Source organism: Paenibacillus sp. JDR-2 (genome assembly GCF_000023585.1).
Lineage (GTDB): Bacteria > Bacillota > Bacilli > Paenibacillales > Paenibacillaceae > Pristimantibacillus.
Window position 1 is genome coordinate 2917802 of sequence record NC_012914.1, and the last position, 13021, is coordinate 2930822.

Annotated in this window: 8 protein-coding genes; all 8 read left to right on the top strand. The window is 50.0% G+C overall.

Annotation, left to right across the window (positions count from 1 at the left end; translation table 11 throughout):
- Position 1 precedes the first annotated feature (1 nt).
- The 8 genes from PJDR2_RS12880 (at position 2) to PJDR2_RS12915 (ending at position 13014) form a co-directional block, all read left to right on the top strand.
- Positions 2-1924, top strand: coding sequence for a hypothetical protein (locus tag PJDR2_RS12880; RefSeq protein WP_041613434.1), 1923 nt, complete (start codon positions 2-4; stop codon positions 1922-1924).
- A 70-nt stretch (positions 1925-1994) separates the two neighbouring features.
- Positions 1995-2888, top strand: a complete 894-nt coding sequence (locus PJDR2_RS12885; RefSeq protein ID WP_015844135.1) for an ABC transporter permease — start codon at positions 1995-1997, stop codon at positions 2886-2888.
- 15 nt (positions 2889-2903) lie between these two features.
- The gene (locus tag PJDR2_RS12890) at positions 2904-3788 is read left to right on the top strand and encodes a carbohydrate ABC transporter permease (RefSeq protein WP_015844136.1); all 885 of its coding nucleotides are present in this window, start codon (positions 2904-2906) and stop codon (positions 3786-3788) included.
- Between the two features lie 24 nt (positions 3789-3812).
- Positions 3813-4892 (top strand): Gfo/Idh/MocA family protein, encoded by a 1080-nt coding sequence (locus tag PJDR2_RS12895; protein WP_015844137.1) that lies wholly within the window; start codon positions 3813-3815, stop codon positions 4890-4892.
- The gene (locus tag PJDR2_RS12900; RefSeq protein WP_015844138.1) at positions 4889-5692 is read left to right on the top strand and encodes a sugar phosphate isomerase/epimerase family protein; all 804 of its coding nucleotides are present in this window, start codon (positions 4889-4891) and stop codon (positions 5690-5692) included. Before PJDR2_RS12895 ends, PJDR2_RS12900 begins: the two co-directional genes overlap by 4 nt.
- Before the next feature lie 238 nt (positions 5693-5930).
- Positions 5931-7715, top strand: coding sequence for an ABC transporter substrate-binding protein (locus PJDR2_RS12905; protein ID WP_015844139.1), 1785 nt, complete (start codon positions 5931-5933; stop codon positions 7713-7715).
- Positions 7716-7860: 145 nt separating this feature from the next.
- The gene (locus PJDR2_RS12910; RefSeq protein WP_015844140.1) at positions 7861-9984 is read left to right on the top strand and encodes a glycoside hydrolase family 52 protein; all 2124 of its coding nucleotides are present in this window, start codon (positions 7861-7863) and stop codon (positions 9982-9984) included.
- Between the two features lie 345 nt (positions 9985-10329).
- Complete coding sequence (locus PJDR2_RS12915; protein ID WP_015844141.1) at positions 10330-13014, top strand: carbohydrate binding domain-containing protein; 2685 nt, start codon at positions 10330-10332, stop codon at positions 13012-13014.
- The last annotated feature ends 7 nt before the right edge of the window (positions 13015-13021 follow it).

The following is a 13021-nucleotide window of genomic DNA, read 5'->3' on the forward strand; positions in this document are numbered from 1 at the left end:
AGTGAACGAAGTAGGAAAAATGAACGAAGAGTTTACGGGCAAGCTTGTTTTTACAATAAAACTGCAATCTGTTATCTACCGGACCCCGACCATAACTACGAGTAGAATTTCGGGCTTGCTTGATAAAATAGGAGAGCAAGAACGAAAGGACAGCATCGAAAGGGGCAAGACGAAAGTGAAACGCAGCAAGAAAATACTCTCAGTGGTCGTTGCATGCAGCATGATGATGGCTATAGCGGCATGTTCGAGCTCAGACAAGAACAATTCGAGTGAGGCCGGGAACACGAACAACCCGGTCGTTGATGAGAACGCGGATCCGATGGCTCCTTATAAGGAGACGGTAAATTACACCGTTGTCCGCAGCGTCAATCAGGACCCTAAATTTCCGGCGGGCGAAAGCTATGAGAAGAACAGCTTCCAGGATTATGCGGAGAAGACGCTTAACGTGAAAGGAAAGCTGCTTTGGACGGCGCCATCCGACGGCGATCAATATCCGAAGAAATTGTCTCTTGATATCGCGAGCAATCGCATTCCCGACATCTTTGCCATTGAAGGCCAGAATATCGTCAGCATGCTGAACACGCTGGTAGAGGGGGATATGATCGAGGACTTAACGCCTTATTACGAGAAATATGCTTCGCAAACCGTTAAGGATCGTTACGCTCAGAATCCGTATGCTTTCAATACCGTGAATTTCGGCGGCAAAATGATGGCCATTCCATACGGAATTGAAAAGGAACAGCCCATGCTTGTCTGGGTGAGGGAAGACTGGCGCAAAAAACTGAATTTGCCCGAACCAAAGACGATTGACGATATCCGGACCATCTCAAAAGCTTTCGCAACCCAAGATCCGGACGGCAACGGCAAACAAGATACGTTAGGCCTTGTTGCGCAAAGCAGCAGCATGTACAGTTCGGCATTTGATCTTCATACGCTCGATTCTATTTATTGGGCAATGAACGCCTTCCCTGCAACTTGGATTCAAGGCGAAGACGGCAAGGTCAAATACGGCGGCATTCAACCGGAAGCCAAAGCCGCGTTGTCCGTCCTGCGGGATATGTACAAGGAAGGCTCGCTGGATAAAGAATACGGTCTGAAGGATGGCGGAAAAACAACGGAGGATGTAAGCTCCGGCCGTGCAGGAATGGTGTTCGAAGCTTGGTACGCTCCTTATTATCCGCTGGGCAATACACTGCAGAACAATCCAAGCGCGGATTGGAAGGCGTATCCGCTGTTGAGCGCCGATGGCAAGCTGAATGTGGGAGCAAACCCTAGTCCGGCTGGTTATCTGGTCGTGAAGAAAGGCTTCAAGCATCCGGAATTGCTAATGAAGCTGATTAATCTCTCTACGGAATTCAAGGACAAGACGATTCCGGAGCTTCAGGATGCATACGAGAAGTATGAGCAGGCGGGAACGGTATCCGTAGCCCAGCATCCGCAATACGTGGACCTGGCGGTCATTGAACCTGCCATGATCTACAACCAGCAGAAGAAATACAATGACATACTGGCCGGAAAAGCGGACAAATCGATCCTGCTCCCGACCGAAATCTCCAGCTTTGAACAGATTGAAGCGGAGATGAAAAATCCGCTGGAAAATGTCCTGAAAAGCAGTCCGACGAAGGAAGCTTTGAACACGGCTATTGCCAACCGGATCGGATTCCTGGCTTATAACAATGCCATGAAAGCCGTGACGGATAATGAGAGCAATATTGTGGTCACGCCAAATGCTTTTGCCGGCCAGACGGCTACCATGGTCAAATCCTGGGCGGATCTGCAATCGCTACAGAAGCAGGCTTATCTCAAGATCATTATCGGATCGCAGCCAATCGATTCCTTTGATTCCTTTGTGAAGCAGTGGAACGAGCAGGGCGGCGACCAAATTACGCAAGAAGTACAAGCTGAGCTGGACAAACGCAAATAAGACGAACGGAATGGGCGCTGGCGGCAGTTAGCGCCCATTTCTAAAAATGACAGGGAAATGAGGGGGACCCATGCAATTATCCAAAAACAGCTATCACTATTTGCTCATGCTGATTCCCGGTCTGGCTTTGCTCGCTTTATTCAGCATTGCGCCGATGTTCGGCATAATTATGGCGTTTCAACATTTTAATCCGGGTAAAGGGATGTGGCATTCTCCTTTAGTCGGGTTTGAGAACTTCAGCTATATGTTCCATAACCAGGCAAGCTGGCAAGCGATTCGCAACACCTTGATTATATCCATTTCCAAGATGGTAACGGGCCTTATCGTTCCTGTCGTTTTCGCTCTCTTCCTGAACGAAGTGAGACAAATGTTCTTCAAGCGAGTGGTTCAGACGATCGTTTATCTTCCGCATTTTTTATCCTGGGTTATTATCGCGGGGATCATTAAAGATATTTTGGGTTCCAACGGATTAATTAATGTGATTCTCGGTCATCTTGGCGTGCACGATCCCATTCTGTTCCTTGGCAGCAATACATGGTTCCGTCCGATTCTCGTCGTGACCGACGTATGGAAAGAGTTCGGCTTCTCGGCGATCGTCTATCTGGCTGCGTTAACGAATATTAATCCGTCTCTCTACGAAGCCGCGGATATCGATGGGGCTACCCGCATGCAGAAAATCAGGTATATCAGTCTTCCGGGCATTACGACAACCGTCATTCTGCTCGCGACATTAAGCCTTCAAGGCGTTCTGAATGCCGGATTTGACCAAGTATTCAACTTGTATAACCCGGTTGTAGAGCCTACAGGCGATATCATCGATACTTACGTCTACCGCATCGGCTTTGAACAGGTCAATTACGAATTAGGTACTGCGGTAGGTTTATTTAAGTCGGTCATCAGCTTGCTCTTAATTGCTACGGCATACAAACTGGCATCGAAATTTGCGGGCTATCGCATCTTTTAGAGGGAGGGACAACCAATGATCGCCTCAATTCGGAAGAAGAAATCGGCCTTTGATTATATGGTCTATTTGCTCATGATCGTCATCATGCTGTTATCCATAGCGCCGATGCTTCATACGTTATCGGTATCGCTTAGCGCCCAGGCAAAAGCGGAAGCGGGACTCGTATCCATCTTTCCAAGAGATATCACGTTTCAATCCTATGTGAGCATCTTCAAGGATGCCGCATTCTTCAAGGCAGCCTGGGTATCCATTGAACGGGTTGTCTATACAACGGCCGGGAGTTTCCTCGTAACGCTGCTGCTCGCTTTTCCGTTATCGCGGGATCCGAGACAGTTTCCGTTGCGTACCCCATTCATGTGGCTTCTTATTTTCTGCATGTTGTTCAGCGGAGGTCTCGTTCCGTTCTATATGATCGTGAATGATCTGGGATTGTTCGACAAGATGGCCGCGCTCGTATTGCCGGGGATCGTTAACGTCTACAATACCATTCTTGTCATCAACTTCTTCAGGAGCATCCCTAAAGAACTGGAAGAATCAGCCGGTATTGACGGGGCGAACCCTTGGCAAATGCTATTCCGGATTTTTCTGCCCTTATCGATGCCGGTGCTTGCAACCGTTTCCTTGTTTACCATCGTGGGGACTTGGAATGAATATTTGAACGGTTTGCTCTTCATCCGCGATCCCGGAATGATGCCGCTGCAAACGTACCTGCAGTCGATCTTCATTCAGATTGACCCGTCCCGCATGACGAGCCAGGAAATTATCGAAGCAAGCCTTGTATCCAACAAGACGCTGAACGCGGCAAAAATCATTTTGTCTCTCGTTCCGATTATTGCGATTTATCCGTTCCTGCAGCGCTATTTCATTCACGGCATTATGATGGGTTCCGTTAAAGAGTAGATGAACGATAAAGGAGAGTTTAGGGTGGATCAAAAATTAAGAATAGGCATTATTGGAGCCGGTACAATCGGCAAAGTACATGCATCTTACTTCCAGCAGCAGCTAGATACCGAGGTTGCGGCGATTGCCGACGTGCAGCTTGAGGCAGCCCGTCAGGTCGCAGAGCAATTCCAAATTACAACCACTCACGAGAGTATCGACGCCTTGCTGCAAGACAAACAGATTGATGCGGTTGTTATCGCGGTGCCTAATCTATTTCATGAAGCGTTGGTCATTCAGGCCCTGAAGGAAGGAAAGCATGTTCTGATCGAGAAGCCCCTGGCTATTGATCTGAAGAGCGCGAGAAATATCGTAAGAGCGCAAAAGGAATCCGGCAAAGTGGTTATGATCCCGCATCAGTTGCGTTGGGATGCTGCTTCCTTGGCGATTAAGGAGCAGGCTGCAACAGGAGCGCTTGGTCAAATCTATTATGCAAAAACCGGATGGTTCCGCAGAAAAAACATACCGGGCTGGGGCTCCTGGTTCACCCAGCAGAAGCTGTCGGGCGGCGGTCCGCTGATCGATGTCGGCGTTCATATGCTGGACTTGGCCATCTACTTGATGGGCAACCCGAAGCCGGTATCCGTCTTCGCGGCCGCTTATTCCGAATTTGGCGGGAAGAAGAAAGGAATCGGAACCTGGGGAACGCCGAATTGGAATGGCAGCTTTGACGTAGAGGATCTGGCATCGGCCATGATCCGGTTCGATAACGGCGCTACCTTGCAGCTTGAAGTGAGCTGGGCAGCCCATACCATCGCTGAGAATAACGGTTCGTTCCTGCATCTGATGGGCTCAGAGGGAGGAGCTGCGCTTCAAGGCGATACCGGCAAATTCCTGCTGGAGCAATTCAATCGTACCGCGGATATTGACATTTTGCCGTCTTCTACTGCTGAAGATCCGCGTTCGCTCATGATCCGCCATTTTACCGATTGCATTCAGCGGAACGCAGAGCCTATAACGAATGCTTACAGCGGTTTCGTGAACATGGCCATTATTGAAGCCATATACGAGTCCGCCCGCGAAGGCAAGCTTGTCGAAGTGGACCTGGGAGGAGTAGAAGGATGAAGCTGGCGTTCATGACGGCCAACTACGTGGCTGAGGTTCTTCAATATCGTCCCGGTCTTGAATGGGGAGCTTACCAGGAGGAGACCTTCCGTAAGTTCCATAGCGCTTCCTTTGGTTATGAATTCGAACAACTTGCGGGTCGTATCAAGCAATTGGGATTTGATGCGTTGGAGCTATGGGTGGCTCATCTTGATCCCGTTCAAGCCACGCCGGAAATGATTCGCACGGCTGCGAACCTGCTCGAGCGCTACGAGCTGCAAGTTGTTTCTTACACCCCGTCTTTCCGTACGCCGCATACCGGCATAGATGAAATGAAGAAGGTCTACGAAACGGCCAAAGCGATTGGCGCACCCGTGCTTGCCAATGGTTTTCACCCTTCGAATGCCCCCGCCATCCATGAACTTGGCAAGCAGTTTGGCATCAAGTACGGTATCGAGAATCATCCGGAGAAAAACGCGCGGGAAGTGCTGGACCAGATTGACGGATTCGCGCCTTGGATAGGCTCGACGCTTGATACGGGCTGGTTCGCGACGCAAGGCTATGACCCTGTTCGAGCCGTTCAGGAGCTCAAGGAGCATCTAGTCCACGTTCATCTAAAGGATGTGGTGGCAGCTGGATCTCATGATTCCTGTGCGCTTGGACAAGGCATTGTTCCTATCGCGGATGTGATAAGCGAGCTTAAAGCGATTAACTATCAAGGCGCGCTTACCATCGAGCACGAGCCGATGGATCATGATCCGTCGGATGAAGTAAGGGAAAGCTTAGACTATGTAAGACAACTGCTTAACGGTGGCCTCTGATTATTCAGAGGTCATTTTTTTTGTTGACGGCTGTCGTTTTTCGTCGATAATCTTATTAAGACAAGATACATTGGAATTTTGAGCGATTTGGGTGGAAGAATGGATGAAAATGCTTACATTAACAGAAAAACAACCACCTTTTCTCTACCAGGCTGCGTCCAGTATTCTGACGGCTATTTCCCTATGGATTGGTACAATGAACTTGTTTGAAAGACATTTAATAAGGGGGAAGTAAGAAATGAAGCGCAGCAAAAAAGCATTATCCGTTGTTTTTGCATCTTGCTTGATGTTCTCCATGGTAGCCTGCTCCAACAGTTCAAATGAAAGCGCTACAAAAAATTCAAACAATGCGGGTGCAACGGCAAGCGCAAACGCAGATGCAAGCGCAAGTCCAAGCCCGGATGCAGCCGTCGATCCGATGGCACCGTACAAAGACGTCGTGAATTACACGGTTGTCAAAAGCATTAACCAGGATCCAAAGTTCCCGGCAGGACAAAGCTATGAGAAAAACGCCTTCCAGGATTATGTGGAGAAAACATTAAACGTCAAAGGAAAGCTGCTGTGGACAGCCCCTTCCGACGGCGACCAATATGCGAAGAAGCTGTCTCTGGACATTGCGAGCAACCGCATTCCGGATATCTTCCCGCTTGAAGGACAGACAACCGTCAGCATGTTAAATACGCTTGTTCAGGGCGATATGATTGAAGACCTGACGCCATACTTCGAGAAATACGCATCACAGAAAGTGAAAGACCGTTACGCAGCAAATAAATACGCATTTGATACCGTTAACTTTGGCGGTAAAATGATGGCTATTCCTTACGGCATGGAGAAAGAGCAGCCGATGCTCGTATGGGTGCGCGAAGATTGGCGCAAGAAGCTGAACTTGCCGGAGCCTAAGACCATTGACGATATCCGCACGATTTCGAAAGCGTTCACAACCCAGGATCCGGACGGTAACGGCAAGAACGATACGTTGGGTCTCGTGGCGCAAAGCAACAGCATGTATAGCTCCCAATTCGACCTTCATACGCTTGATACCATCTATTGGGCCATGAATGCATTCCCGGCTACTTGGGAACAAGGAGAAGACGGCGTTGTCAAATACGGCGGTATTCAACCGGAAGCGAAAGCCGCTCTATCCGTCTTGCGCGATATGTACAAAGAAGGCTCGCTCGACAAGGAATACGGTCTGAAAGACGGCGGAAAAACAACGGAGGACGTAAGTTCCGGCCGTGCGGGCATGGTGTTTGAAGCTTGGTATGCTCCGTATTATCCGCTTGGCAATACGATCCATAACAATCCAAATGCGGATTGGAAAGCCTATGCGCTGCTGACATCCGACGGCAAGCTGAACATTGGCTCAAATCCTAGCCCTGGCGGTTATATGGTTGTGAAAAAAGGCTTTGCGCATCCGGAGCTTCTCATCCAATTAATCAATCTGTCAACCGAATTCCAGGACAAAACGATTCCTGAACTCGTTCCTGTAAGCGAGCAATACCAAGCAGCAGGTACCGTGTCCGTAGCTGCTCATGCTCAATATGTGGACTTGAGCGTAAATGATCCTGCACTGATCTATAACCAGCAAAAGAAATACAATGATATTCTGGCAGGAAAAGCCGATGAAAGCATTCTTCTGCCTACGGAAGTAGACGGTCTGAAGCAGCTTCAGGCGGAAATCAGCAATCCGCTCGAGAACATTCTGAAGGGCAAACCTACGGAAGAGGAACTGAACACGGCGATTGCCAACAGGATTGGATACCTCGCTTACAATAACGCGATGAAGGTTGTAACCGACAATGAGAACAACATCGTTGTGACTCCAAACGTGTATGGAGGCCAAACCGAAACGATGACGAAATCATGGGCAGACTTGCAATCCCTGCAGAAACAAACGTACCTGAAAATTATTCTGGGCACGCAGCCGCTTGATTCGTTCGATACGTTCGTGTCGCAATGGAAAGCGCAAGGCGGCGACAAAATTACGACAGAAGTTCAAGCCGAAGTGGATAAGAGAAAATAAGCAGCATGTCAGCAAGACGCAAGCCGGCTACAGCCGGTTTGCGTCTTTTTTTGCTACCTTGCGCAATCAGTTGTCCCTCTCTTCCGGCATGCATGCCTTCTTATAATAGGAAAGAGTATGACTATTGAACGAAGGTGGAGTTACGATGAAATCTAACCATGAATCAATCTTCTTTAATGCGCAGCATTCGCCGATCGGCGCGTTTGCCAGCTTTACGTTAGGATATCCGGGCGCAAACGGAGGGCTCGGACTGGAGCTTGGCAAACCGGCCGACCAGAATATCTATATTGGCTGCACCGGCAGGGAAGGAAGCAACTATGAGCTGCTGCCGTTCTATGCGGGAAGCGATAATGAAAGACAACGCTATGTGCAAGAGGAAGGAGAGTCCGAAGCGGAGCCGGCTGCTCTAAGGTCTTTCCCACTGGACGCCGTTACGCGAGAATATAAAGCTGCATCCGACAAGTGGCGCGCAGGCGATCTGTCGTTCCGCATTCTGACGCAAATTCAGGCTGTCCCGGATCCCGATCAGGCAACGGAGGAGGAGCTTAAGGCAGCTTTGGTACCCGCGGTATGGGCAGAGCTCACACTGGACAACACGAGCGGGACGGAAGCTAGAACTTTGTTTTTCGGCTATCAAGGAAATGACCCCTACTCCAACATGAGAAGGCTTGACGACACGATGCCTTCCGGATATTGCGGTATAGGACAAGGGCTCCGGACAGCGATCGCAACCGAGCATGCGGGAACGTATTCTTCCCTTGGATTCGATATGGAGAGCATTCTGAAGCCGCGGTCGAAAGCCCATCATACGTTTGGTCTGGGATCATGCGGAGCATTATTGACTGAGGTTCCGGTTGGAGAGAAAGTAACGGTTCGTTATGCGATTTGCTTCTACCAGGCAGGGATTGTTACCTCGGGACTATCCGGCTCTTATTATTACACGAGATTGTTTGAATCCATTGAATCGGTTGCCCGTTACGCGCTTGAGCAGTTTGATGCTGTAGATGCCGCTTCAGGACAATTGGAAGTGGAGATGGAAGAGGTTGGCCTCTCGGAAGACCAGAAGTTCATGATTCGCCATTCCGTTCACAGCTATTACGGCAGTACGGAATTGCTGGATGTCCAGGGAAAGCCGGTATGGATTGTCAACGAGGGTGAATATCGGATGATCAATACGTTGGATTTGACCGTAGACCAGTTATTCTTCGAAATGAAAATGAACCCTTGGACGGTTCGTAATGTACTGGATTTGTTCGTCGGACGCTATAGCTACAAAGACGAGGTACAAGAATACGGTAACCCGAAGAAATACGAAGGCGGTATCAGCTTTACGCATGATATGGGTGTTGCTAACGTCTTTTCCAGACCGCAATATTCGGCCTACGAGATTTCGGAAATTGAGGATTGCTTCTCGTATATGACGCAGGAGCAGCTTACGAACTGGCTGCTGTGCGCGCTTGTCTATGCGGGGAAGACACAAGACCGCTCATGGCTTGCGGATAAAATGGCGATCATCAAGAGCTGCTTCTCCAGCATGCTGAACCGGGATCATCATAACGCCGGCCAAAGAGACGGGATGATGGATTTGGAGAGCAGCAGGACAAACGGCGGCGCGGAAATTACGACCTATGACAGCCTGGATGTCTCGCTTGGACAATCCCGTCGGAATATCTATATCGCAAGCAAGTGCTGGGCGGTCTATGTGATGCTTGCGGATTTGTTTGAGCGCGAAGGAGAGACAGAGCTTGCCGGCCAAGCGGCAGAGCAGGCTGCCCGCTGTGCGTCAACCGTGACTTCCGGAGTGGAGGAAGACGGTACGATTCCCGCTATATTGGATGGGGAGAGCGTATCCCGCATCATTCCTGCCATTGAAGGTCTCGTATATCCGTACGCAGCAGGTTTGTTAGAGGTGTACGGCAAGGACAGCCCGCATGCGGGTTATTTAAGCGCCTTGAAGAAGCATTTGGAGAACATCCTTGTACCCGGCGTATGCCTTTTCGCGGACGGCGGATGGCAGTTATCGTCGACAAGCATTAACTCCTGGTCCAGCAAAATCTATTTGAATCAGTATGTCGCTAGAGAGGTGCTGGGAGTCATTCAGCCAGAGCAACATAGAGCAGCCGATTACGCCCATGCCTCTTGGCTCAAGGATCCTCAAAATGCCTATTGGGCATGGAGCGACCAGACTCATGCAGGAGTGGTAAAAGGAAGCCGGTATTATCCGCGCGGCGTAACCTCGATACTATGGCTGGAAGAACGACGCGGTTAACAAGAAAAGAATAGTTGGACGAGAAAAGACACCTTCCTTTATCAAGTGAGGTGTCTTTTCTGTTCGCAGCCTGCGGCCAGGTAAGAGGATGGGATTAATGTAGTGCGAAAGAAAGCTGATTCGTATGCATTTATACAAGACGCTCAGGCTAGGTTCCGACTTTCCCCGGCATTCCTTCCTACCCTGATCATTCTCTTCTCTCACTCCCTTTCTAAGCCGTATCATATACACTCTTACACGAAAGGAAAATATCCAATAAAAGGAGTGGGAAAGGAATAATCGCATCATTTTGCAACCGCTTACAATTAAAGTTGCACGGCAATGATCAGGAAGGGGGAGGAACGCGTGGAAAGACGTAAGAAGAGAAAATTATTCATTATGCTTATCGTAACAGCGGCACTATTCGTTCAATGTTTAGGAAGCGTTTCCAACAAAGCAATGGCGCAAGGAAACGGGGAAATCGTGCATAACGGCGATTTCTCGCAGGGACTTTCGGATTGGTGGCTGGATACGGGAAAGACGTCGTTCGAGACGGCAGACGGATGGGCTACCTTTACGCCATTGATAAATGACGATATGTGGGAGCAATCGTTAGGACAAACCACAGGCGCTCTTTCCAAGGACGTGGAATATACGTTTTCCTTTGATGCAAAAGCCCAGGTGGAGCGGGGAATCGAAGTATGGCTGCGGGCGGCAGGAAGCGACGGCAATACGGTTGTTCTATCGCAGCAGACACTGACGCTTGGACAGGAGAAACACTACTCCGTAACCTTTACGCCTGCTGAGGATTTAGAGAGCGCTACGCTGCAAATTCCGTTCGGCGGCGATATGACGGCGTTTTCGTTAAAGCAAATCTCCATCCGTTCAACCACCGTTGGGGGAGAAGATCCCGGAGAGGGGGAAGGCGGCGCTACTCCATTGCCACCGGTTAATACCATGCTGCTTAATCCTGGCCTCGAGGACGGCATAAATAATTGGCAGGCATGGGGGGAAGGCTTCACGGCTGCTAGCGATATGTCGCATACGGGCAGCGCCAGTCTTAAAGTGCTGCTGAACAATGGGGGCCGTCAAGTAGTTGCCCTCCAGCCAGGGAAGTCCTACAAGCTTGGCGTATGGGGCAAAACAGCAGGTACGGGGACAGGTACGCAAACGGCAACGGTCATGATCAATTACAAGAAACCGGAGGATGATTCTTCCCACACTTACGGTTCCTTCCAGTTTGGTCCCGACAACTCGGAGTTCACCTATAAGGAGATAACGTTTGAAACACCGGATGACATGGCCCAAGAATGGGGTACGCAGTTCGTATCCATCTGGAGCGAAGGCGCCGACCAGGTCTACCTGGATGATTTCACCTTAAGCGAGGTTTCGGATGGGGATTCGGGAGAACAACCCCAAACACCCGGTGGTCCGCAATCCTTAACCGGGCTTAAAGTGGATGATACGGCTATTCCTGATTTTGATCCCGCTGCTCACACTTACTATTACGATCTTGCAGTCGGAACCACGGCCGTACCGGCAGTCACGGCAACGGCGCAAGAAAGCAATCAGGTAACGATTGAACAAGCGCAAGGCTTGCCTGGACAAGCGGTTATTACCGTATCCGATAGCGAAGGAACGAACCGCTATATCGTACACTTTAGGCTCGTTCAGCCTGCAGCGATTAACGAGAACTTTGAGACGACGGAGATCGGCGGACTTCCCGCAGGCTGGACCAAGAACGGCAGCAATCCTGACGAAGGCACCTATGAGGTCGTCTCGCAGGATGGAGGCAAGCAGCTGAAGGTGAAGCATGATTTGCAAAATTCCCCAAACGGTCTTACGAAATCGTTTGACCCGCAGACGGGAAACTTCACTTTTGAATACCGCATGAAAAATACGGATCAAGGAGCCGTATCGATCGTCCGTCTGTGGGACAGCGCATCCGGTCAGGATGCCTTGTCGCTTGTTGAGGCTTGGGGTCTGCGCTTCAATATGGTCGGCGAAAACTTTGACAGTACGGAAGCTCCGGGGCACCGGATCGTGGATGGCGATTTCAATACGAGCGAATGGCGCAATTATAAACTGATCGTTCACGTTCCTACGCATACCTATGATATTTACTTAAACGGCGAACTGAAGCAGCAGAACATTCCGTTCCTCGGAGACGTGGACAAGATCGACCGTATGTCTATCGGACATATTTTCTGGTCCACGGCTACAACGACCTCGATCGACGACGTACGGTTACAGCCGCTTCCATTCGTGAACAATCATGTCCGGAATGGCGATTTCAAGAGCGGTTTAGAACATTGGTCCGTATCGGGAAGCGGCGCTGAACTGTCTAATGATCACGGGCGCGGTAGAATCGATATCGAAGCGGGCAAAGGACCGGCTGTTGTGAAGCTTGATGGCGCGGATGCGGCTCCTGGACAAAGCTATACGCTGCGGTTTTCCATGAGAGGGTCCAAGCCGGCCGATGTAAACGTGAAGATCTCCGGGAACGAAGGCGAGGATTTGATCAAGTCGGCCGCGATCGAGACTACCGAAGCTCCCGGTCAATACGAAGTGACCTTTACGCCGGGGGCTGACGCTGCTGCTCCGCAGATGACGTCGATAACCTGGACCATTAACGGAGATTCGTCAGCGAACTGGACCGGTTATCTCGATCATGTCCAGCTTCTTACTTCCGATGCCGTCGTCCCGCTGCCGGAACCATCGGAATCCGTTGCGGTTGATTGGATCAAGGTTACCGATGGCGAGACGGAGCTTCCATACTCGGGAGTCAGCTTTAAAGACGTATCCGTTCAATTCGTCAACGAATCGTTTACGAGCATTGAAACGACCTATGTAATTGAATTGCGCGAAGCTTCAGGCGGGGTTGTGGACCGGTCAACGGTACAGTCGGAAGCTTCTGTATCCGAATCCTCCGTTATTCATGCCGGATTCATCGTTCCGGGCAATGCCGTCGGATACCGCATTTATGCTTACGCAATAAATCCCAAGCAATCATCTGCTTATTCGCCGGTTATTGCGGCAGACGTGTCTTAACGGGAAA

What these genes read in the sequence shown, in the direction of transcription:
- PJDR2_RS12885 (WP_015844135.1), top strand. Translation starts at nt 1,995, where the DNA reads ATGCAATTATCCAAAAACAGCTATCACTATTTGCTCATGCTGATTCCC.
- PJDR2_RS12890 (WP_015844136.1), top strand. Translation starts at nt 2,904, where the DNA reads ATGATCGCCTCAATTCGGAAGAAGAAATCGGCCTTTGATTATATGGTC.
- PJDR2_RS12900 (WP_015844138.1), top strand. Translation starts at nt 4,889, where the DNA reads ATGAAGCTGGCGTTCATGACGGCCAACTACGTGGCTGAGGTTCTTCAA.
- PJDR2_RS12905 (WP_015844139.1), top strand. Translation starts at nt 5,931, where the DNA reads ATGAAGCGCAGCAAAAAAGCATTATCCGTTGTTTTTGCATCTTGCTTG.
- PJDR2_RS12910 (WP_015844140.1), top strand. Translation starts at nt 7,861, where the DNA reads ATGAAATCTAACCATGAATCAATCTTCTTTAATGCGCAGCATTCGCCG.